At 65.9% G+C, this 20,639-nt stretch carries 19 protein-coding genes; 6 read left to right on the forward strand and 13 right to left on the reverse strand.

Annotated elements, in window-relative coordinates:
* The first annotated feature begins 88 nt into the window (after nt 1-88).
* Nucleotides 89-1,453, forward strand: a complete 1,365-nt coding sequence (locus GH266_RS01525; RefSeq protein WP_158192321.1) for a peptidoglycan-binding domain-containing protein — start codon at nt 89-91, stop codon at nt 1,451-1,453.
* Between the two features lie 100 nt (nt 1,454-1,553).
* On the opposite strand, the gene glmS is transcribed toward GH266_RS01525, so the two are convergent.
* Nucleotides 1,554-3,380 (reverse strand): glutamine--fructose-6-phosphate transaminase (isomerizing), encoded by a 1,827-nt coding sequence (gene glmS / locus GH266_RS01530; RefSeq protein WP_158192322.1) that lies wholly within the window; start codon nt 3,378-3,380, stop codon nt 1,554-1,556.
* Between the two features lie 271 nt (nt 3,381-3,651).
* Between glmS and GH266_RS01535 the strand changes: the two genes are divergently transcribed.
* Together GH266_RS01535 and GH266_RS01540 are read left to right on the forward strand one after the other, a co-directional pair.
* Complete coding sequence (locus GH266_RS01535; RefSeq protein WP_158192323.1) at nt 3,652-4,686, forward strand: SPOR domain-containing protein; 1,035 nt, start codon at nt 3,652-3,654, stop codon at nt 4,684-4,686.
* 64 nt (nt 4,687-4,750) lie between these two features.
* Nucleotides 4,751-5,731 carry a DMT family transporter gene (locus GH266_RS01540; RefSeq protein WP_209001520.1) on the forward strand — a complete coding sequence of 327 codons (981 nt, stop codon included), beginning with the start codon at nt 4,751-4,753 and terminating at the stop codon, nt 5,729-5,731.
* A gap of 78 nt (nt 5,732-5,809) precedes the next feature.
* On the opposite strand, the gene GH266_RS01545 is transcribed toward GH266_RS01540, so the two are convergent.
* From GH266_RS01545 to GH266_RS01590, 10 genes are all read right to left on the reverse strand, one after another.
* Nucleotides 5,810-7,087: an NAD(P)/FAD-dependent oxidoreductase gene (locus tag GH266_RS01545; protein WP_158192324.1), complete on the reverse strand. Its 1,278-nt coding sequence runs from the start codon at nt 7,085-7,087 to the stop codon at nt 5,810-5,812.
* Nucleotides 7,088-7,161: 74 nt separating this feature from the next.
* Nucleotides 7,162-7,899: a c-type cytochrome gene (locus GH266_RS01550; protein WP_158192325.1), complete on the reverse strand. Its 738-nt coding sequence runs from the start codon at nt 7,897-7,899 to the stop codon at nt 7,162-7,164.
* 70 nt (nt 7,900-7,969) lie between these two features.
* Nucleotides 7,970-8,632 carry a c-type cytochrome gene (locus GH266_RS01555; RefSeq protein ID WP_158192326.1) on the reverse strand — a complete coding sequence of 221 codons (663 nt, stop codon included), beginning with the start codon at nt 8,630-8,632 and terminating at the stop codon, nt 7,970-7,972.
* On the reverse strand, nt 8,616-9,905 hold the full coding sequence (soxC, locus tag GH266_RS01560; RefSeq protein ID WP_158192327.1) for a sulfite dehydrogenase: 1,290 nt from the start codon (nt 9,903-9,905) through the stop codon (nt 8,616-8,618). Before soxC ends, GH266_RS01555 begins: the two co-directional genes overlap by 17 nt.
* Before the next feature lie 84 nt (nt 9,906-9,989).
* On the reverse strand, nt 9,990-11,684 hold the full coding sequence (gene soxB / locus GH266_RS01565; RefSeq protein WP_158192328.1) for a thiosulfohydrolase SoxB: 1,695 nt from the start codon (nt 11,682-11,684) through the stop codon (nt 9,990-9,992).
* A 145-nt stretch (nt 11,685-11,829) separates the two neighbouring features.
* Nucleotides 11,830-12,684: a sulfur oxidation c-type cytochrome SoxA gene (gene soxA / locus GH266_RS01570; RefSeq protein ID WP_158192329.1), complete on the reverse strand. Its 855-nt coding sequence runs from the start codon at nt 12,682-12,684 to the stop codon at nt 11,830-11,832.
* Between the two features lie 86 nt (nt 12,685-12,770).
* Nucleotides 12,771-13,097, reverse strand: a complete 327-nt coding sequence (gene soxZ, locus GH266_RS01575) for a thiosulfate oxidation carrier complex protein SoxZ (protein ID WP_158192330.1) — start codon at nt 13,095-13,097, stop codon at nt 12,771-12,773.
* A gap of 52 nt (nt 13,098-13,149) precedes the next feature.
* Entirely contained in the window at nt 13,150-13,602 is a 453-nt protein-coding gene (gene soxY, locus GH266_RS01580; RefSeq protein WP_158192331.1) for a thiosulfate oxidation carrier protein SoxY, read from the reverse strand.
* A 56-nt stretch (nt 13,603-13,658) separates the two neighbouring features.
* On the reverse strand, nt 13,659-14,114 hold the full coding sequence (gene soxX / locus GH266_RS01585) for a sulfur oxidation c-type cytochrome SoxX (RefSeq protein ID WP_158192332.1): 456 nt from the start codon (nt 14,112-14,114) through the stop codon (nt 13,659-13,661).
* A 191-nt stretch (nt 14,115-14,305) separates the two neighbouring features.
* Nucleotides 14,306-15,046 (reverse strand): cytochrome c biogenesis CcdA family protein, encoded by a 741-nt coding sequence (locus GH266_RS01590; protein WP_158192333.1) that lies wholly within the window; start codon nt 15,044-15,046, stop codon nt 14,306-14,308.
* A 208-nt stretch (nt 15,047-15,254) separates the two neighbouring features.
* Here GH266_RS01590 and GH266_RS01595 point away from each other — a divergent pair, with 208 nt between their 5' ends.
* The 3 genes from GH266_RS01595 to GH266_RS01605 all read left to right on the forward strand — a co-directional run bounded on the left by GH266_RS01595 (nt 15,255) and on the right by GH266_RS01605 (nt 17,267).
* On the forward strand, nt 15,255-15,656 hold the full coding sequence (locus tag GH266_RS01595) for a thioredoxin domain-containing protein (RefSeq protein WP_244953758.1): 402 nt from the start codon (nt 15,255-15,257) through the stop codon (nt 15,654-15,656).
* Nucleotides 15,657-15,764: 108 nt separating this feature from the next.
* Entirely contained in the window at nt 15,765-16,091 is a 327-nt protein-coding gene (locus GH266_RS01600) for a metalloregulator ArsR/SmtB family transcription factor (protein ID WP_425329580.1), read from the forward strand.
* An 87-nt stretch (nt 16,092-16,178) separates the two neighbouring features.
* Complete coding sequence (locus GH266_RS01605) at nt 16,179-17,267, forward strand: YeeE/YedE family protein (protein ID WP_158192335.1); 1,089 nt, start codon at nt 16,179-16,181, stop codon at nt 17,265-17,267.
* A gap of 81 nt (nt 17,268-17,348) precedes the next feature.
* On the opposite strand, the gene GH266_RS01610 is transcribed toward GH266_RS01605, so the two are convergent.
* Both GH266_RS01610 and GH266_RS01615 read right to left on the reverse strand, forming a co-directional pair.
* A complete protein-coding gene (locus GH266_RS01610) occupies nt 17,349-17,786 on the reverse strand; it encodes a universal stress protein (RefSeq protein ID WP_244953759.1) in 438 nt (145 codons plus the stop codon).
* Nucleotides 17,783-20,620, reverse strand: coding sequence for a TRAP transporter permease (locus GH266_RS01615; protein WP_158192336.1), 2,838 nt, complete (start codon nt 20,618-20,620; stop codon nt 17,783-17,785). The genes GH266_RS01610 and GH266_RS01615 overlap by 4 nt, the downstream gene beginning before the upstream one ends.
* Nucleotides 20,621-20,639: the final 19 nt, after the last annotated feature.

Here is a 20,639-nt window from a genome sequence, read left to right on the forward strand (position 1 = left end):
GAGATCACATGTCTTTGCAGGCGCGACCTGCGCCGACCCGCCGCCCCTGACTGCAAGCCTGCGGGCTGCCGTTTGGTTGCTCATGGGAATGACGCTGGCCTTTTTCGCCCTTCTGCAGACGCCGGCTGCGGCCCAGCCGCTGGACCTTGGCCGCGACAGGCCCATCATCCTGCCCGAGCGGCCGATCCTGTGCGCCCCGCCGCGGGTGATGCAGAACGGCCGTTGCGTGCGCCCCGACCGGCCGATCCTGTGCCCGCCGCCGCGCGTGATGCGTGGCGGTCGCTGCGAAATGCCCGAACGTCCGGCCGTCTGCCTGCCGCCCAGGGTCATGCGCAATGGCCAGTGCGTGCTGCCGGCCCCGGTGATCTGCGCGCCCCCGCGGGTGATGCAGAACGGCCGCTGCATCATGCCTCCGATCGTCTGCCGCCCGCCGCAGGTTCGCCGCGGCAACCGCTGCGTCATGCCGGAACGTCCCGAAGTGTGCCGTCCGCCGATGGTGATGCGCGGCGGCCGCTGCGTTGCGCCGCCGGTCATCTGCCGTCCGCCGGAAGTGCGCCGTGGCAATCGCTGCGTGATGCCCGACCGGCCGCCGGTGTGCCGTCTGCCCTACATCTACTCCGCCCGCGAGCGGCGCTGCATCCTGCCGGTTCCGGTGCCGCCGATCGTCACCCCGCCGGCCTGCATTGCGCCCTGGCAGTACTCGCGGTCCGCAGGCGGCTGCATCTGCCCGAGCGGCTATGTGGTCGACCGCGGCGAATGCGTGCGCCGCGACAGCCAGGCCTGCACGTTCCCGTTCGTCTATTCCTCGAACCAGAACCGCTGCGTCTGCGCACAAGGCTATCGCCCCTTCGGCGCCGGCTGTGCACCGGAGCGTCCCGCCCCCACGCCGCAGGAGAACATCTCCTGGATCCAGGCCTGCCTGAACGCCGCCGGCTACGATGCCGGGCCGGTGGATGGCCTGACCGGCCGGCGGACCCGCGACGCCTGGGCCAGCTTCCGCGAGGACAGCGACCTTGGCACCGACGAGGCTCCATACACGGACCCCGCAACGCTGGCCAAGCTCTTCGCCGCCTGCAATCCGGCCGGCGAGAGCGAGAATAGTGCACCCGCGCCCGATACAGGCACTGGCGGGGATTCGGGTGCCGACGGCACGGATGCGAGCGATACAGGCAGTGTGCCCTCGGCCGGCCCGTTTGCCGCCGCCCCTGCCCTGTGCGCCAGCGGCCGTCTCTACAGCCTGCTCAGCGCCGAAGACGAAAGCCTGGAGCCCTGCGGCCGCAGCTGCATCCCGGCGCCGGAAGGCATGAGCGAGGAAGAACTGCTCCAGCAGCAGGACCGTCAAGGCATCACCTGGTGCCGCTCCTGCGTCACCGTCGGTGCGCTGGGCATGCTGTGTCCCGCTGCGGCCGACGATGAGGAGACGGAAGCCGACGGGCAGAAGCCGGCGAACTGATCGTCCTCGACGCCCGCAAAAACACGGCCGCCCGGAGATCTTCCGGGCGGCCTTTTCGTTGCAGCGTGGATACGGGCAGCGTGGATACGGACGCGACCGCCTATTCCACCGTCACGGATTTCGCGAGATTGCGCGGCTGGTCCACATCCGTGCCCATGAAGACGGCGGTGTGATAGGCGATCAGCTGCACCGGCAGCGCGAAAACGATCGGCGCGATGAACTCCGGCACGTCGGGCACCACGACGGTGCGCCAGGTCGGCGCGCCGCAGGCGGCGGCCCCCTTCTCGTCGGTGATCAGCACCACCTTGCCGCCGCGCGCCGCAACCTCCTCCATGTTGGAGACGGTCTTCTCGAACACCTGGTCGAACGGTGCGATGACGATCACCGGAACATCCTCGTCGATCAGCGCGATCGGGCCGTGCTTCAGCTCTCCGGCCGGATAGCCTTCCGCGTGGATGTAGGAGATTTCCTTGAGCTTGAGCGCGCCTTCCATGGCAAGCGGGAAGCTGGTGCCGCGCCCGAGATAGAGCACGTCGCGCGCCCGCGACAGCGGCTGGGCCAGGGCTTCTATCTCCGCCTCGAGCGACAGCGCGCGGTTGACCGTGCCCGGCACCTCGGCAAGGGCGCGCACCAGCGCGGCGGCCTCATCGGCGGAGACATGGCCGCGCTGCACGCCCGCATGCACCGCAAGCGAGGCAAGGACCGCCAGCTGGCAGGTGAAGGCCTTGGTCGATGCGACGCCGATCTCGCGCCCCGCAATCGTCGGAAACACCAGGTCGGCCTCGCGGGCGATGGTCGACTCCGGCACGTTGACCACCGCCGCGACCTTGATGCCCTGCGACTTGCAGTAGCGAAGGCCCGCCAGCGTGTCCGCCGTTTCGCCGGACTGCGAGATGAACAGCGCCATGTCGCCCTTGAGGATCGGCATTTCGCGGTAACGAAACTCGGAGGCGACATCGATGTCGACGGGCAGCCTTGCGTAGCGCTCGAACCAGTACTTCGCGACGAGGCCGGCGTAATACGCCGTTCCGCAGGCCGAGATGATCAGCCGGTCCAGCGGCGCGAAGTCGATGGATGTGCCGTTGGTGAAGGTCGTCTGCATCTTCGACAGGTCCAGATAGCGCGACAGCGTGTGGCCGATGACCTCCGGCTGCTCGTGGATCTCCTTCGCCATGAAGTGGCGATAGTTGCCCTTGTCGATGGTCAGCGAGACGGCCTGCGAGGCGATCACCGGCCGCTCGACCGGCGCATTGGAAGCGTCCATGATTTCGCAGCTGTGGCGGGTGAGCACCACCCAGTCGCCTTCCTCCAGATAGGAGATCCGGTCGGTGAAGGGCGACAGCGCGATGGCGTCCGAGCCGAGGAACATCTCGCCCTCGCCATAACCGACGGCGAGCGGCGAACCGCGCCTTGCACCGATCAGCAGATCCTCCTGACCTTCGAAGAGGAAGGCCAGTGCGAAGGCGCCCCGGAGCTTGGGCAGGGTCACGGCCACCGCATCGCGCGGGCTGGCGCCGCGAGCGAGCTCGCGCGAGACCATATGCGCGACGACTTCCGTATCCGTATCGCTGGAGAGCTTCGCGCCGCCGGCCTGCAGCTCGCCGCGCAGCTCCAGATAGTTCTCGATGATGCCGTTATGGACGACGGCAACGCCCGGCGCCGAATGCGGATGGGCGTTCGCCTCGGTCGCTGCGCCATGCGTTGCCCACCGGGTGTGGCCGATGCCGGCAAGACCGGCAATCGGCGAGCGCTCCAGCTTGTCCTGGAGGTTGCGCAGCTTGCCCGGAGCGCGGCAACGCAGCAGCCGGCCAGCGTCGAGCGTTGCAACGCCGGCCGAATCGTAGCCACGATATTCCAGCCGCTTCAGCGCATCGACCAGCAGGCCCGCGACCGGCTGCTTTCCCAAGATCCCGACAATTCCGCACATATGTGAGTGTCTCCAAAGGCCGCAGTCAGGCGCGTGCCATTTCGACGTTGCACCTGTCGTGTCTGGCCACACCCATAGCGAACGCAGCCTCTTTCCGCACAATCAAAACCTGTTTCAATTCGTGACACGGATTTGCAAACAAAGACGAAACAGCCCTCCCGCCATCTCCGCAAAATTGCCTAAAACCCTTTGTGTCGACAGAAACTTCAGGCCTTGTTAACCATGTCCGGCGTTTTCTGGAACGAGACGAAGCAAGCGCGGGATACGCGGCGTGAAACCGCTGAAGGCGAGCAAGGGAAGAAGGCCGGTTCAAATCACCGGCGACACGCGGTCCGTCGCGCTCTGGGGCGGCGGTGCGATGCTCTTTGCCGTGGTCGGTGCTGCATCTGTTTTCCTTGCGCAAGATCCTCCCTTTCATGGCCGCACTGCCGGTGCGGTGCTGTTGCCCGCGCTGGGCGAAGTCGGAAACACCGCCTCCATTTCCGCGCGCAAGCCCGGCGGAATCGAGATCTACGCCTCGGACGGCGGGGTCGAGGGCGCACAGGCCCGCCGCCTGATGCAGGCCGAACTCGAAACGCTGCGCCGCGAGGTCGCCGAATTGCGGCGCGCCATGTCGGTGATGCACGAGCGCGGCGAGATCATAGCCGAACGCAGGGAGCAGGCTGACGCGCAGCCTCCATCCGCCACCTTCCGCGAGAACGTGGATGCGGCCGTCGACGCGCGTGCGGGACCTGCGAGGCCGGTCGAGACCGTACCTGCGCCGACCGCACGACAAACCGCACCGCAAGCCACTCCGCGCACCGTGGACGCAGCACCCGCGAAGGCCGAGGCGGTCGAAACCAAGCCGGAAAACCTCATCGAGGCCGCCCTGCCCGAGACCTTGCGACAGCCGGTGCGGATCGTTGCTCTGCCGGTGCCTGGAGAGGCGACGACAACCGCGTCCATTCCCGCCTCCGGTGAGCAGGGTGCCGTCATCGAAGAACCCACCCTTTCCGTGAATGTCGCCGCCGGTCATATCGCCTCGGACAGCGGCGACCGGATCCAGCGCACCGACTTCGGCATCGACCTCGGCCTGCACGCCTCTCGCAGCGCAGCAGAAGAGGCATGGACGGGTCTGCGCGCGGCACGCAAGGACCTGCCGGGGCAGCTCATCAGCCGCATCGTCCCCGAAGAGCATGGCAAGGGCGTGCGGCTCTATGTCGGCCCCTACCCCAACGCTGCCGATGCAGCTGCGACTTGCGTCCATATCGCCGACGAGGGTATCAGTTGCCGGCCCGTGCCGTTCCCGCGGGACCGCGCCGAGTAACGCCAGGCCCAAGGCCCGGCCGGCCGGAAGCCCCAACGGCCCCCCTCCCCAGGTCAGGCTCTCCATGTTCGATCCCACGAATGTCCGGCAGCGGGCCTTTGCCCTGCTTCTCGTGATGCCGCTCTTCTTCGCGTCCAACATCGTCATCGGCCGCGCCGCCGCCGGCACGGTGGAGCCTTGGACGCTCGCCTTCCTTCGCTGGCTCGTCGCCCTGCTGATCCTCTTGCCCTTCGCCCTGCCGGGCCTCAAGGCGCATGGGCGCGACATCGCCCGGAACTGGGATCTCATCGGCCTGATGGGCCTGCTCGGGATGTGGTTCTGCGGCGCCGGCGTCTATTTCGCGTTGCGCTATACCAGCGCGACCAACGGAACGCTCATCTACACCTCTTCGCCTGTGCTGATCCTGGTGCTGGAATGGCTCTTCCGCGGCCGCGCCATCGGCCGGCGCGAGGCCATCGGCATCGTGCTGGCGATCCTAGGCGTCGTCGCCATCGTGGTGAAGGGGTCGCTCGCCCAGTTGTTCGCCCTCCGCTTCAACGCAGGCGACGTGATCTTCGCCATCGCCGCCCTCAGCTGGGCGGTCTATTCCGTGCTGCTGAAGCGCAGCACGCTCTCCGCTGTCCCGACGATGTCGCTGTTCGCGGCCCTCGCCTTTGCCGGTGTCGTCACGCTCGCCCCCTTCATGCTGGTCGAGATCGCCGAGACCGGACATTTCCCCGCCTCCCTGGACGCCTGGCTGTCGATCTTCGGCCTCGCCTCCATCTCCTCGGTTCTGGCCTTCTACTGCTTCCAGCACGGCGTCGCAGTGGTTGGACCATCGACAGCCGGGCTCTTCATGTACCTGCTGCCGCCTTACGGTGTGCTGATGGCCGTGGTGTTCCTGGGCGAAGAGCTGCATGGCTATCACTTTGCCGGCTTTCTTTTGATCATGGCCGGCCTGCTGCTGGCCACTGCACCAGGTGCCCTGTGGCGCCGGATTGCGGCAAAGCTGCCGCCGTCGCTCGCCAGTGCCTTCCCCCGCCGCACCTTGCACGGCGCGGAGTAGACCGCCGAAACCCCACGAAAAAGCCGCCGGACCAAAGGCCCGGCGGCTGCGAACACTCCAGCCGAAAACAGTCGGCGCTCAGCCGAACATGTCGGCGGTAATGCCCTCGTACCAGCCGACCGATTCCTCGTATGTCGTCTTTCTCAGGGCCGCATCCTCCCCCGTCTGGCTGATGAAGCTGTCGACCGAGGCGATCTTTTCTTCGCCGGCTTCATATCTCGCGCCGACCTTCACCCCGTCGTCGGTTGCGATGAGGCTCCAGCAGGTGTTGGAAAACCGTGGCGGGAACTTGCTGGATCCGGTCAGGTCGGCCCGGATCGCCATTGCCGCAACCTTGGCCTGGCTGTTGGCGGAGAAACCGGACTTCGGCATGTCGCCGGCAATACAGGCATCGCCGATGACATGGATGTTCGCGTCCGCCTTGCTCTGCATCGTCGCCGGTTCGATGGCGCAATATCCGCTCTCGTTGGTCAGGCCCGCCGCCTCGGCAATCCGCCCGGCTTTCTGCGCGGGAATGATGTTCGCGACGTCCGCCTTGATCGTATCGAGACCGGTGACGATCTCCCCCGTCTGCGGATCAACGCTCTCGATGCCGCCATGGATGGATGCCGGCAGCCACTCGACCATGCCGGGATAGTGCTTCTCCCAACCCTCCATGAACAGCGCCTGCTTAGAGAACGCTTCCTTGGGATCGATCACCACGATCTTCGCCGTCGGGTTGGACTGCTTGAGCAGATGCGCGACCATCGAGATGCGCTCATACGGTCCCGGCGGGCAGCGATAGGGGTTGGGCGGCGCCACCATGGCGAAGGTTCCGCCCTCGCGCATCGCCGCGATCTTGTTCTTCAAAAGCGCGGTCTGTGTCCCAGCCTTCCAGGCGTGCGGCATCAGCGAAGAGGCTTCCAGCGAATAGCCCGGCACGCTGTCGTAGATGAGATCGATGCCCGGCGCGACCACGAGCTTGTCGTAGGGAACGCTGCCGCCGCCGGCGAGCGCCACCGTCTTGGCGTCCCGGTCGATGCCGATGGCCCAGTCGTGGACGACATTGACCCCGAAGTCGGAGGCCAGCTTGTCGTAGGTGTGACCGATGGATTCCAGCGAGCGGAAGCCGCCGAGATACAGGTTCGAGAAGAAGCAGGTGTAGTAGGCTTTCGTCGGTTCGATCAAGGTGACGTCGATGCCGCCCTGGCTGTCCTTGGCGAGATAGCGCGCCGCTGTCGCGCCGCCGGCACCGCCGCCGATCACGACGACCTTCGGGCGTGCCTGGCCATAGGCCGCACGTCCCATTCCCGTCAGAAGGCCCGCACCGGCAACCGCCGCCGCGCCCTTCGCAAACCCACGCCGTGTGATACGCATGTCCTGCTCCTCCCGTTCCCGCTTTGCGGGCTGCCCTTGAATTTTCAACCCAAAGTTATCCCCTTCTCCACTCCTCACTCAAGCGTTTCGAAATAGACTGCCAGCGACGCGATTTCCTCGTCCGTCAGGCTTGCGGCCACGGAGCGCATGACCGGGTTGTCCCGGTGCTTCGACCTGTAGGCATGAAGGACGGTGACGAACCGGCGCGCCGGCCAGCTGGTGATGGACGGGATGCCCTTGTCCTCGCCGCTCGCCTGGTGGCAGGTGACGCACTCGCTGGACAGGTACTCGCCATAGGCAGGGTCGCCCGCAATCGACAGGATGTGCTCGGGCAGATCCGGATCGCCTGCGGAGGCATGCACGGGCGCAGTCGGCGGCGTCTCGGGAATGTTGGACGGGCCTGGAGAGTGCTGACGGATGAAGGCGACGAGCGCCGTCCGGTCGGCCTCGTCCTTGAGGCCGCGGAACTTCATCCGCGTGCCTTTCACGGTACCGGGCGGATCGGCGATGAAGGCAGCAAGCGCCGCCTCGTCCCAGACGAGACCGTCCTGCCCGGCCTGCTCCATCGCATCGGAATAGCGGAACCCCTCGAGGGTTCCCGCCCGGCGACCGAAGATGTTGTTGAGATAGGGTCCGACCGCGTGTCGTGCCTTCGGCCCGACCTGATGGCAGGACTGGCACTGGCGGAACAGCTTGCTGCCCCGGTCCGCCAGTTCGTCGCGCGCCTGTGCCGAAGGCAGGCTTCCCGCCCAGGCAATCGCAAGCGCAATGCCCAGAATGCCAGACAGAACGCCGGACCGAACGCCACTCATTGCCATTCCCGCACTTCCCCCTCCCAAGGTGACGAGAAACGATCGCGACCCGCTATCCCGGGCCGGCTGTCTAGTCGACGGACATGCCGGCGGCCTCTTCATCCTCCGGTGTCACGTCGATGATGCGGGCCCGCTTCGTGATTTTCACATCCGTCTTGCAATCCGTCATGCAAGGCTCGGCCGCGGCCTTCATCGGCTCTTCCGGCCGCGTGTCGTCGATGAACCCGCCCTCGTTCGGCATCTTGATCGAGGTGAAGTTCTCCTTCGAGAGCTCGAACTCCTCATCCGTCACGACGTCGTTCAGATAAAGAAGATACGCAACGATAGCATAGGTTTCGTCGGGCGAAAGGCTCTGCGCGTTCCCAAACGGCATGGCTCTGTAGACGTAATCGTAGACAGTCGACAGATACGGCCAGTAGGAGCCGATCGTCTTCACCGGGTCGTGCGACGACAGCGAGCCGGCACCGCCAGCCAGCACCGGCCAGCGTCCGGCGCCCTCGCCGAAATCGCCGTGGCACACCGCGCATTGCTCGGAGAAGATGGCCTCGCCCTCAGCGACTGTTCCGCGTCCTTCGGGCAGGCCCTGTCCGTCCGGGCGCACGTCGATGTCCCAGGCGGCAACCTCCTCGGGAGTGGCCGGCGTTCCAAGGCCGAGCTTGCCGGCGCTCGCCGGCATGCTGCCGGCGACGGCCAACGCCAGGACGAGAGCTGCGGACTTAAGAAATCTCGACATTTTCCACGCTCCCATCGGCCTTGACCTCCCAGGTCTGGATACCGTTGTTATGATAGATGGAATTGGTGCCGCGGGCGGCACGCAACGCGTCCTTGGTCGGCTGCACGTAGCCGGCATCGTCATGGGCGCGCGACTGCAGCAGCAGCGGCGACCCGTCCCAGTCGAACTCGTAGTAGAAGCGGTGCAGCGCCTTCGGCAGGCTCGGCCCGTCGATCCGCGCCTGGTGCCAGTTGCGGCCGCCATCGGTGGTGACATCGACGCGGGTGATGCGCCCATTGCCCGACCAGGCAAGGCCGGTCAGCACGGTCTGGCCGCGGCCATGCAGGATGGGTGCCTGGGGGCTGGGATTGGTGATCACCGACTTGGTGTCCATCACCCAGGTGAAGCGCCGCGCCTTGCCGCCCTCCAGCAGATCCGTATATTTCGACGTCTCCTCGCGGGCATGCCACGGCTCGTCGCCCACCTCGATGCGGCGCAGCCACTTCACCCACATGTTGCCTTCCCAGCCCGGCACAACAAGGCGGGCCGGATAGCCCTGTTCGGGGCGCAGCGCCTCGCCGTTCATCTTGAAGGCGACCATGCAGTCGTCCAGCGCCTTCTCCAGCGGGATGGAGCGGTTCATGCCGGCGGAATCGCCGCCTTCCGGCATGACCCAGCGGGCATTGGTCTTCACCCCCGCCTCTTCCAGCAGGTATTTCAGCGGCACGCCCGTATACATGACGCAATGAACCATGCCGTGGGTGAACTGGCAGCCGTTCAGCTGGGCACCGCGCCACTCCATGCCGGAATTGGCGGCGCATTCCAGGAAATACAGCCGGTTCTCGCGCGGGAAGCGCTTCAGATCATCGAGCGTGAAGACCAGGGGCGTGTCGACCAGACCGTTGATCATCAGCCGGTAGTCCGTCGGATTGACATCGGCGACGCCGCTGTGATGACGCTCGAAGCACAACCCGTTCGGGGTGATGACGCCGTCCAGCTCATGCAGCGGCGTGAAGTTCACCGAGCTCTCGCGCGAGGCCGTGAGCCACTCGACGCTGCGGCGCACCACATGCGCCTCGTATTCGGACGGAACGCCGTAGGGCGCCGCATCGACGCCCGCGCCCAGATAGCGGCTCCAGTCGGCGACGTTCGGCGGCAGGTTGTCGGGATTGACCTCCGATCCGCGGGCAAGACCGCCGGTCGCGACCAGCCCGCCGACGGCAAGACCCGCCTTCAGAAGCGAGCGGCGGCCGGGGCTTGCCGGCGCGCCGTCAGGTCCTGGTGTTTTCTTCATGTCGTCCTCCGCAGGCATCTTTTCAGATATGCGATTTCATATGATTGAACATTAAAGTCGGAGCTCCGCCCCGCGTCCGATCTCTCAGAGCCCGGTGACGCGCACGGCGCGGTTCGGCTCGAGCGTAACCGTTCCGTGATCCTTCAGATGGGCCTCGACCACATCCCAGATCGCCGGGCCTTCCGTCCCCTCGTTCACACTGGCCCAGCCGGTCACCACATAGCTCTTGTTCGCCTCGACTGCCGTCCCGTCGGCGATGACCGTCATCTCGGAAATCCGGCTTCCGATCTCCTTGGTAGGATCGATCGAATAGGCCATGCCGCCGACGCGGACCATGTCGCCGCCCTGCTGGTAGTAGGGATCGGCGTTGAAGAGATTGTCCGCCACGTCCTCGAGGATGTCCTTGAGCATCGTGCCGGTCATCTCCGACCGGTAGGCCGCCGGATAGGTCATCGATGTCGCGTTGTGCAGGTCCTCGACCGTGATCGGTTGGCCGGCCGGAACCGACGTGCCCCAGCGGAATCCCGGCGACAGGGCGATCTGCGCCTCGCGCTGCTCCAGCAGGGCATCGCAGATGAGATCGTCGAACGTGCCGTTGAAGTTGCCGCGGCGGTACAGCAGCGTTTCGGTCGTCGCCAGTTCGCGCGCCAGCTCATCCGCATGGGGCGCGCGGATCTTCTCCACCAGCGCCGTCATCTCCGCATCGGGTGTAATGACGTCCGAGAAGATCGGGATCAGCCGATAGCGGAAGTCCTTCACTTCGCCGCCCTGCACGTCGAGATCGAGGCGCGAAAGGAACTTGCCGTTGGAACCGGTGGCGACCAGCAGCGTCTTGCCCACCTTCACCGGCTCGGGCAGTGCATCGTGCGTGTGGCCGGTCAGGATCACGTCGAGACCGGTTACCCGGCTCGCCAGCTTGCGGTCGACGTCGAAGCCGTTATGCGACAGCAGGACGACGAGCTCCGCACCCTCCGCCCGCACCGCATCGATATTGGCCTGGACTTCTTCCTCGCGGATGCCGAACGACCAGTCGGGCATCATCCAGCGCGGATTGGCAACCGGCGTATAGGGGAAGGCCTGGCCGATGACGGCGACCTTGACCCCGCCCCGCTCGAAGATGCGATAGGGCTCGAAGACCGCCTCGTCCCATTCGGTGTCGCGGATATTGCTGCCGAGGAAGGCATAGGGAAGTCCCTCGACCAGTTCCTTCACGCGCTCCGCACCGTAGGTGAACTCCCAGTGCCCCGTCATCGCATCGGGCGCCAGCGCGTTCATGACCTCGATCATGTCCATGCCGCCGGTCTTCAGCGAGGTGTAGCTGCCCTGCCAGGTGTCGCCGCCGTCGAGGAACAGCATCCGGTCCTCGCGCTCGGCGCGGATCGACTTGAGCACGGTGGCGATGCGGTCGATGCCGCCCATCCGGCCATAGGCGCGCGACAGGGAATCGAAGTCGACCGAGGTCAGCGCATAGGCCTCCGGAGAGCCCGGCTGGAGATTGTAGAGCTTGAGGAAATCCTCGCCGGTCACATGCGGTGGCAGACCCCTGACTTCGCCGACGCCGAGGTTGGTCGAAGGCTCGCGGAAGTAGACCGGCATCAGCTGGGCGTGGATGTCCGTCAGATGCACGAGGGTGACATTGCCGAGCGGCCGGAACGACAGAAGATCGTCCTGGGTCAGGCTCTGCTGGGCCGCCAGCCGCGCCCACTGGCCGAAGCCGGAACCGCTGGTCAAGGCACCGGCGGCCACTGCCGCCATCAGGAACTCACGCCGCGAAATCATGCTCGCTCATCCACTTCCGGGTCGTCCGCCGCCAGGGCTTGTTCGCGAAGGCATAGCGGGGCCGTTGCGCCGCAAGGGCGCGAACGGAACAGTCTGTTGTCAAACGGGTCGGGGCGGCCCGCGCCGCCCCGGATCGGGCGCGCGCCTAGTTGCGCACCGCCGGCGTCTCGACCGAAAGCCCCGTCCCGCGCCAGGCGAGATAGGTCTCCAGCGCGACGAACTCGTCCGACCCAACGTCATAGGGTTCGGCACGGACATCCGCCATGCAGCCCTTGAGGCGACGGTGCAGCGAGCCCATCTTCTGCCACTTCAGCCGGTATGTCGGGAAGCCGTTGGACTGGCCCTGGCTGAGATGGTCGGCGCGGATATAGTTGCCGTAGTTGCTCTCGTGGCAACTGGCGCAGGCGAGATCCAGCTGGCCGCTGCGGGTGTAGTAGATCTCCTTGCCCTTGTCCCACCAGCTCTGCATGTCTCCGGCCTTGAGGTCGAGCGCGACAGGCATGCCGCGGGACTGCAGGCCGACATAGGCGGTCATGCCCAGCATCTGGTCGGATTCCCATTTCCAGGCATCCGCGCCCATGCGCTCGGTCCGGCAGGCGTTAACATACTGCTCCATGGCCATCGGCTTGCCGGCCGCCTCGTTCCACTTCGGCATGGAGGCGCGCACGCCCTTCATGCTTTCCGAGGCATCGCCATGGCAGCTCTCGCAGGACTTGCCCGCGCTGCCCTCGACCGTCGACCAGAGCGCCTCGCCCTGCTCGACCATCAGGAAGCCCGGATTGTTGAAGTCGTCGAGCTCCAGGTCCTGGGTTTCCTTGGTTCGGAACTCGAAGCCCGAGATCACCTCGCTCAGGGGGTGCCCTTCCGGCGGCGCCGCGCGCGTCACGATGGTCGTACCGTCGATGCTCGGCATCTGGGTCTCGTCACCGTTCGCGGCGCCCGTCGCCAGGACCGCGATAGCGGCGGTGCCGGCGATAAGTGTGCCCGCAAGTTTCTTCATAAGCCTCCCCCTGTGATGCGAGCTGCCAACCCGCCTTATGCCGTTCGACTGTCCGCCGGCGACCTCCATCGCCGGCAGGGGCCGCCTTACTCGACGGTGATCTTGGATTCGCTGGAATAGACCGAGCCGTCGTCGTCCACCCAGGTGAACTTGAACGTGCCCGTCTCCGGCACCCTGGCGCTGAATTCCAGGTAGGGATTGGCCGAGATCGCCGGCTCGAGATCGCAGGAGAAGACGGTCTTCCCGTTGAACTCGCAGGTGAACTTGTTGATGATCGACCGCGGAATGACATTCCCTTGGTCGTCCTTGCGCTGGCCGGACTCCATCTTGTGGGAAATGAGGGTCTTGATCTGGATGACCTCGTCCTTGGACGCCGTCTTCGGCACCTTGACGCGGGGCTTGGAACTGGACATCTCGCGCTCCTGCTGGCGATGAATGTAGAAGAATGGACGCAGGCAGGCCGGCTTAGCCGCCGCAGCCGCCGATCGTCACCTTGACGGTCTTGCGGTCCATGAAGACCTTGCCCGTCGACGTCTTGGCCAGCGCGATCACATCCTGCGTCTTGGCAAGGCGCATGCGGGTGGTGGCATCCGCGGAGCCCGACATGGACGAGAAGTGGAACGTCGCCACCCCCGGCTGCGGGTTGCCTGCCGCCAGCAGCATGACGGCGGTCACGTGGTCGGCCTCGGTCATCGGGCTGTCGACGGAAACGCCGATCGGCACGGTGTTGCCGTTCTCGGCGATCTCCGGCGCGGACAGCGAAACGGTGCCCGTCTCAACGGAGGCACCGCCGGCAAAGGCATCGATGGCCGCCTGCACCTTGGCGTCTTCGGCCGATGCAAGGCGCGGCAGGCCCGTCATTCCGAGAATGGCGGCTCCAGCACCAAGGGCCAGCGCCTGGCGTCGTGTCATGTTCATCTTGAGTTCCTCGCGAAAGATCGACTGGTCGCAGCAGCCCGTCCGGCGTCCGCGGCTCAATCCTTGAGCGTCATCAGATAGGCGACCACATCCTCGACCTGCTGTGCGGTCATGATGGTCTTGCCGGCGAATTTAGGCGCCACCCGGTGGAAGCCTTCGTTGCGGTAGAAGGCCGGCATCACGGTGCCCTCGTAGACCATCTTGGGATTGACGATGATCATGCGCAGGGTCGCTTCGTCCCAGCGATCGGCAACGCCGTCGAGCGGCGGGCCGACTTCGCCATGGAACTGCTGGTCGGACAGCTCCGTCGCCGTATGGCAGGCAACGCAATTGCCCAGCCGGCGGTCGATCACCGCCTGGCGACCGGCAGCGGCGTCGCCGGGAACGCCTGTCAGCGATTTCGGAATGGTTCCGTCGACAACTTCGTAGGACACGATGTCTTCGGCAGCAGCCGCTGCAACGCCTGCAAGCAGGACGCACGCGGCCGTCATACCCCTACGAAAGAGGCTCATGGGCTGTTTTCCTTCCCTCTGACCGGCTTGCGCCAGCGTCAAGCCGGCGTTCCCGGCCTTGTCTTCTTGGTGGCCGATTCAACCGACCTGTCGAAACCGTAGCACCATCGGGAAGGGCAATCAATTCACATATTCATTTATGAGAATACATCGATGCGACCGCATTCTCCCCCCAGGGTGCGGGGTCGAGCTTACCCTATGACGGCGAGAGCGGGAAACGTTTCGAGCAACCAGAAGGAGAGCCGCGCCATCTGTCCGGTCATGAAGGCGACGCCGGTAATGATCAGGAACACTCCCATCACCCGCTCCACCGTCACCATGTGCTTGCGGAAGCGGCGCATGAACCGCATGAACGGCCCGGCAAAAAGGCCCGCAATCAGGAACGGCACGCCGATCCCCAGCGCGTAGGACCCGAGCAGGACAGCCCCCTGAATCACCGATTCCTCGGTGCCGGCAACGAACAGGATCGCTGCCAGGATCGGCCCCACGCACGGCGTCCAGCCGAAGGCGAATGCAAGGCCGATGGCATAGGCGCCAAGCAAGCCGGCGGGCTTGCGCTCCACATGCACCCGCGCCTCCCGGTACAGCAGGCCGATGCGGAACACGCCGAGGAAATGCAGGCCCATGACGATGATCGCCGCGCCCGCGATATAGCCGAGCACCTGGATATGCTGCGTGACGAACTGGCCGATGAAGGATGCGCTGGCACCCAGCGCCACGAAGACGGTCGAGAAGCCGAGAACGAAGGCCAGGGAGGCGAAGAACACCTTGCGCGGATCGGCCTTTTCCTCCTCGCCCTCCCCCGTCAGCTGATCGAGGGAGACGCCGGCGAGAAAGCCGAGATAGGGCGGAACCAGCGGCAGGACGCAAGGCGACACGAAGGAAAGGAGGCCCGCGAAAAACGCGCCGATGACTGTGACGTCCTGAAACATGAGCCTACCTGCTTGCTGCCTGGGACCGGGCGGGACGCCGAGGTGAGCGGCGATCCGATATCGCCCGGCATAACGGATACACGCTACACGGCAATGTGACCCCTTGCCTCAACTCGTATTCCCCTTTTCGCATATGATCCACTTGTTTTGGTATAGGCTGGCGGGATAGACGTGTCCCCTCACCTTTTGGCGAGCAGGAAGAAAGATCATGCGCTGGCCGGTCCCGACGCTTCCCCTGATGCTGGTGACGGCTCTTGCCGTTCTTGCCGCCCCGCATGCGCGCGCGGCCGAACTCGTCATGTTCGAGCAGAAGGGCTGCGAATGGTGCATCCGCTGGCATACGGAGATCGGGCCGATCTACCCCAAGACCGAGGAAGGCCGGCAGGCGCCACTTCGTCGCGTCGACATCCACGAGCCGATGCCCGATGATCTGGCGTGGTTGAAGGGCGAACGGTTCACGCCCAGCTTCGCGCTGATCGAGGACGGCCGCGAGATCGGCCGCATTCGCGGCTATCCCGGAGAGGACTTCTTCTGGGGCCTTCTCGGGCAGATGATCGAGAAGCTGAAGCCGTCCGCAGACGGCATGCAGGGCCGTCCCGCCTCGGGCTGAACCGAGGCGGATGCGTCGCGCGCACCGGCCCTGTATACTGACCATGACAACTTTCCCGCCCGCGTCCCGCGCGCGAGCGGACCGACGACAAGGGATACGCATTTGGCACTGCCGGGAATCAAGGAACTCCAGTGTTCGGACGACCTCGACAGGATCGTGGACCGCGCGAAGACCGCGAGCGACTTCCTGAAGGCCATCGCTCACGAGAGCCGATTGCTTATCCTGTGCATCCTGGCGGAAGGCGAAAAATCCGTCACGGAGCTGGAGGCCCTGCTTTCGCTCCGCCAGCCGACCGTTTCCCAGCAGCTCGCACGGCTGAGAATGGACAAGCTCGTCACGACGCGGCGCGAGGGCAAGACAGTCTACTACCGTCTGGCGAGTGACGATGCCCGCCAGATCATCGAGGCGGTCTATACCGTCTTCTGCCGGAACTGATCCGGCCGGAACGCCCTCCGGCGGACGACGGACCGCCGGCGGAGACGATCGATAGATCCAGTCGTACGCGAGGGGGAGGCGCGGCCGATGGAGATGCAGACATCCTTGGTGATGGCGCTGTGCGGCTTTGCCGGCGGCGTTGTGCTGGGCCTTGCCGCGCGTGTCGGCCGGTTCTGCACCATGGGCGCGCTCGAGGACGCGTTTCTCGGCGGCGACATGAGACGGCTGCGCAGCTGGGCGCTGGCGATTGCCGTCGCGCTCGCGCTGACCCAGATCGCGATTGCCCTCGGCCATATCGATCCGGCGCGCTCGATCTACCTTCCCTCCACCCTCCCCTGGCTCGGCGCGATTGCCGGCGGGTTGATGTTCGGCATCGGCATGGCGCTCGTCGGCACCTGCGGGTTCGGTACGCTCGCCCGTATCGGCGGCGGCGACCTGCGCTCCGTCGTGACCTTTCTCGTCATGGCCGTTTCCGCCTACATGGCCATGCGCGGGATCACCGGCGTCCTGCGCCAGGTCCTGATCGATCCCTTCACGCTGTCGTTCGCCGCGCTGGGCGGCACGGCGCTCAACGACATTCTCGACAAGGCACTCGGCATCGAGACCGGCGCCGCCCTGGGGCTCGTCGTCGCCGGCATGCTGGGCGCCTGGGCGGTGCGCGACGGCACCTTCCGGTCCGAAACGCGCCTCGTCGTCAGCGGCATCGCCGTCGGCCTTGCGATCACCGGCGGATGGCTTGCCACCGGCCTGCTCGGCAACAATCCGTTCGAGCCGCAAAAACTCGAATCCTTCACCTTCGTGCGCCCGCTCGGCGACGCGCTGGTCTATGTCATGACCTATAGCGGCGCGACGCTGACCTTCGGCATCGGCTCGGTCTTCGGCGTGATCTTCGGGGCGGTGGCCGGCGCCCTGTTCAAGCGCGAGTTCCGCTGGGAGGCCTGCGACGACGTCCGCGAGCTTCGCCGCCACATGGTCGGTGCCTTCCTGATGGGAACGGGCGGCATCCTCGCCTTCGGCTGCACCATCGGCCAGGGCATCACCGCGGCCTCGGTGCTCGCCGTCTCCGCGCCGCTGGTGATGGTGTCCATCGCCGTCGGCGCACGCCTGGGCCTCGCCTGGCTGATCGAGGGCAGCATCATGGGCCTCTTCGGCCAGCGCGGCTCTCACGGCACCTGACACCGGAACTGTAAAGGCGGCGCGGAGGCGCGGCAGCGCCTCCCCCTTGCAGGTAACCTCGCCGTTCGCTCTGCCGGCGCCTCAGCGCTCGCGCACGACCAGCACCGACACCTGCGCATGACGGACCACCCGGGCCGCGTTCGGACCCAGCAGATAGTCCTTCAGCTCCGGCCGGTGCGAGCCGATGACGATGAGATCGGCGCCGACCTTGTCGGCCGCCACGAGGATCTCCTCGTAGATGTTGCCGTGGCCGATCACCGCCTGCACCCGCGTCCCCTTGGGCACATGCGTATCGATGAAGCCGTGCAGCGCGTCGCGCGTCTTCTGGATCGCCGACTTCTCGTAGTCGTCCGGGAAGAACGAGCCGACGATGCTGCGGCCGAAATCCGGCACCGCGGTGAAGACATGCAGCGTGTCGTCCGCCCCCACCGTCTCCATGGCGGCGGTGATCACCTTGGCCGAGGTCGGCACGTCGCCGAGATCGATACAGGCAAGAATATGCTTGAACATCGAACTCATGCGGTCGCCTCCTTGCCGGCCTTCAGCCGCTTCTCTTCCACCTGCTGCCGCTTGCGGCCGCGCTGGAGCATGTAGACCAGGCCGAGCAGCAGCAGCGCCGGAATGTAGAACAGCTCGCGCGGTGGCTGGGCGGTCGGCACGTCCAGCGTCTGGACGACCTGGTCGAAGTCGAAGCCGGCCTGCTGAGCCGGCGAATCGTAAGCCGTGCCGTCGACGATCAGCTTTCCGTCCTGCTCGAACACCATCAGGCCGAAGGCTTCAAGTCGCTCCTCACCCGTCGCCTCGCTGCCGACCGGGATCATCATCGTCAGCGTGATGGGATCGCCGACATCGTTGATGCCCGCGACGGTCGTGCGCAACTCCGTCCCTGGCGTTGCCCGCTCCAGCGTCTCGACCAGGCTGGTCGGTTCGACCTGATCGTAGGGCGCGACGGCGAGGTCCATCCAGAAACCGGGACGGAACAACGTGAACGCCACCAGGATCAGCGCCGCCGATTCCCACAGCCGCGAGCGGACGATGAAGTAGCCCTGCGCCCCGGCCGTGAAGACCAGGATCGCCGCCGTCGCGACGATGAAGACCACGACGCCCTCCAGCGGCGTCACGTCGATCAGCAGGATGTCGGTGTTGAAGATGAAGAGGAACGGCAGCAAGGCGGTGCGCAGCGAATAGAAGAACGCCACGAAGCCGGTGCGTATCGGATCGCCGCCCGACACCGCCGCTGCCGCGAATGAAGCCAGTCCCACCGGCGGCGTCACATCCGCCATGATGCCGAAGTAGAAGACGAACAGGTGCACCGCCACGAGCGGCACGATCAGCCCGTTCTGCTGCCCCAGCGCGACGATCACCGGCGCCAGCAGCGACGAGACGACGATGTAGTTCGCCGTCGTCGGCAAGCCCATGCCGAGGATCAGGCTGAGGATCGCGGTGAAGATCAGGATCAGCAGGATCTGGCCCTGGCTCAGGAACTCGACCAGCGCCGCCAGCACCGAGCCGACGCCGGTTTGCGACACGGCACCGACGATGATGCCGGCCGCCGCCGTGGCGATGCCGATGCCGATCATGTTGCGGGCGCCGGCGATCATCCCGTCGATCAGCTCCGACCAGCCGCGCGCCACCGTTCCTTCCGTCGGCTCATTACGGAAATAGGCGAAGAGCGGGCGCTGGGTCAGCAGGATGAAGATCATCAGCACCGCCGCCCAGAACGCCGAGAGCGACGGCGACAGGCGCTCCACCATCAGGCACCAGATCAGCACGAAGACGGGCAGCAGGAAGTGCAGGCCCGACTTGATCGTCGGTCCCGGATCCGGCAGCCGCACCACCGGCACGTTCGGGTCGTCCATCTCCAGATCGGGAAACTGCGCGCAATATCGGACCAGGCCGACATAGACCGCCAGGAGGAGCGCCGCGACCGCCCACTGCGTCCAGTCGCCGGTAACGCGCGACAGCACATCCATGAAGAAGAACACGCCGAAGGCTGCGATGGCGGAGACGCCGATCACCAGCGCCCCGGTCGAGAGGACGCGCATGCGCGTGTCCTCGCCGGCGCGCGAGCGCAGCAGCGCCAGCACGCAGGCGATAAGCCCCAGGACAATCAGGACCGCGAACAAGCGGTTTCCGGAACCGCCGAGCGCCTCGAAGGCCGCGAACAGGTAGTAGATGCCGCCGGCGATCGCCAGCATCACCGAGATCGTCACGCCGAAGGAAATCAGCGCCCATTTCAGCGGCTTGGGCTCGTTCGCCCGCGGCAGGCCCTCCATGCCCTTCCGCATGGCTTCCAGATGCACGATGTAGACCAGCGCGATGTAGGAGATGATGGCCGGGACGAAGGCGTGCTTGACCACCTCGAAATACGAGATGCCGATATATTCGACCATCAGGAAGGCGGCGGCGCCCATCACCGGCGGCATGATCTGGCCGTTCACGGACGAGGCCACCTCGACGGCGCCGGCCTTTTCGCGCGAGAAGCCGACGCGGCGCATCATGGGGATGGTGAAGGTGCCGGTCGTGACCACATTGGCGATGGACGAACCGGAAATGAGGCCGGTCATGCCGGAGGCGACGACGGCCGCCTTGGCCGGGCCGCCGCTGAAATGGCCCATCAGCGAGAAGGCCACCTTGATGAAGTAGTTGCCCGCCCCCGCCTTGTCGAGCAAGGCACCGAACAGCACGAACAGGAAGACGAGATCTGTCGAGACGCCGAGCGCGATGCCGAACACGCCCTCCGTCGACAGCCACTGGTGGAAGGCGACGGCGTTGAAACTCGCGCCCTTCCAGGCCAGCAGGCCGGGCGCATAGGGCCCGAGGAACGTGTAACCGAGGAAGATGATCGCGACGATCATCAGCGGGGGGCCGAGCGCCCGGCGCGTTGCCTCCAGCAGGAACAGGATGCCGAGCACGGCGACGACGACGTCAGTGCCGTTCGGGTTGTTCGGACGGTCGGCAAGCCGCGTGCCCAAGAGGCTCTTGATCAGCGCGGTGTCGAAGACGAAGAGATAGAGCGCGCAGGCGGTCGCCCCGATGGCCAGCACCCAGTCCGCGATCGGCACGGAGCGCCGCGGAGAACTGCGAAAGGCAGGAAACACGAGATAGGCGAGGAACAGCGCGAAGGCGAGATGGATCGGCCGCGCCTCGCGGCTCGAGAACACGCCGAAGCCAAGGCTGTAGGGCAGCGGCGAGGCGATCCAGATCTGGAACAGCGACCAGGCCAGCGCGACGCCGGCGATCAGCATGGCCACCTGCCGGTTGGTCGGGTTGCGGCCGCCGGTATCGGTCGAGGCGACCAGATCCTCAAGCTCGGACGCGCTTAGCTGTCCCTTGTTCGTGCCTTCGCTCATGAGCCCCCCACAGGTTCCA

The organism is Stappia indica (assembly GCF_009789575.1).
GTDB classification, from domain to species: domain Bacteria; phylum Pseudomonadota; class Alphaproteobacteria; order Rhizobiales; family Stappiaceae; genus Stappia; species Stappia indica_A.

Coding starts and splice junctions, on each gene's coding strand:
- GH266_RS01545 (WP_158192324.1), bottom strand. CDS start 7,087: ATGCGTATCACACGGCGTGGGTTTGCGAAGGGCGCGGCGGCGGTTGCC.
- GH266_RS01610 (WP_244953759.1), bottom strand. CDS start 17,786: ATGAGTTCGATGTTCAAGCATATTCTTGCCTGTATCGATCTCGGCGAC.
- GH266_RS01590 (WP_158192333.1), bottom strand. CDS start 15,046: ATGTTTCAGGACGTCACAGTCATCGGCGCGTTTTTCGCGGGCCTCCTT.
- soxY (WP_158192331.1), bottom strand. CDS start 13,602: ATGAACATGACACGACGCCAGGCGCTGGCCCTTGGTGCTGGAGCCGCC.
- GH266_RS01615 (WP_158192336.1), bottom strand. CDS start 20,620: ATGAGCGAAGGCACGAACAAGGGACAGCTAAGCGCGTCCGAGCTTGAG.
- soxC (WP_158192327.1), bottom strand. CDS start 9,905: ATGAAGAAAACACCAGGACCTGACGGCGCGCCGGCAAGCCCCGGCCGC.
- glmS (WP_158192322.1), bottom strand. CDS start 3,380: ATGTGCGGAATTGTCGGGATCTTGGGAAAGCAGCCGGTCGCGGGCCTG.
- GH266_RS01605 (WP_158192335.1), top strand. CDS start 16,179: ATGGAGATGCAGACATCCTTGGTGATGGCGCTGTGCGGCTTTGCCGGC.
- soxB (WP_158192328.1), bottom strand. CDS start 11,684: ATGATTTCGCGGCGTGAGTTCCTGATGGCGGCAGTGGCCGCCGGTGCC.
- GH266_RS01595 (WP_244953758.1), top strand. CDS start 15,255: ATGCGCTGGCCGGTCCCGACGCTTCCCCTGATGCTGGTGACGGCTCTT.
- GH266_RS01550 (WP_158192325.1), bottom strand. CDS start 7,899: ATGAGTGGCGTTCGGTCCGGCGTTCTGTCTGGCATTCTGGGCATTGCG.
- soxZ (WP_158192330.1), bottom strand. CDS start 13,097: ATGTCCAGTTCCAAGCCCCGCGTCAAGGTGCCGAAGACGGCGTCCAAG.
- GH266_RS01525 (WP_158192321.1), top strand. CDS start 89: ATGACGCTGGCCTTTTTCGCCCTTCTGCAGACGCCGGCTGCGGCCCAG.
- soxA (WP_158192329.1), bottom strand. CDS start 12,684: ATGAAGAAACTTGCGGGCACACTTATCGCCGGCACCGCCGCTATCGCG.
- soxX (WP_158192332.1), bottom strand. CDS start 14,114: ATGAGCCTCTTTCGTAGGGGTATGACGGCCGCGTGCGTCCTGCTTGCA.
- GH266_RS01540 (WP_209001520.1), top strand. CDS start 4,751: ATGTTCGATCCCACGAATGTCCGGCAGCGGGCCTTTGCCCTGCTTCTC.
- GH266_RS01555 (WP_158192326.1), bottom strand. CDS start 8,632: ATGTCGAGATTTCTTAAGTCCGCAGCTCTCGTCCTGGCGTTGGCCGTC.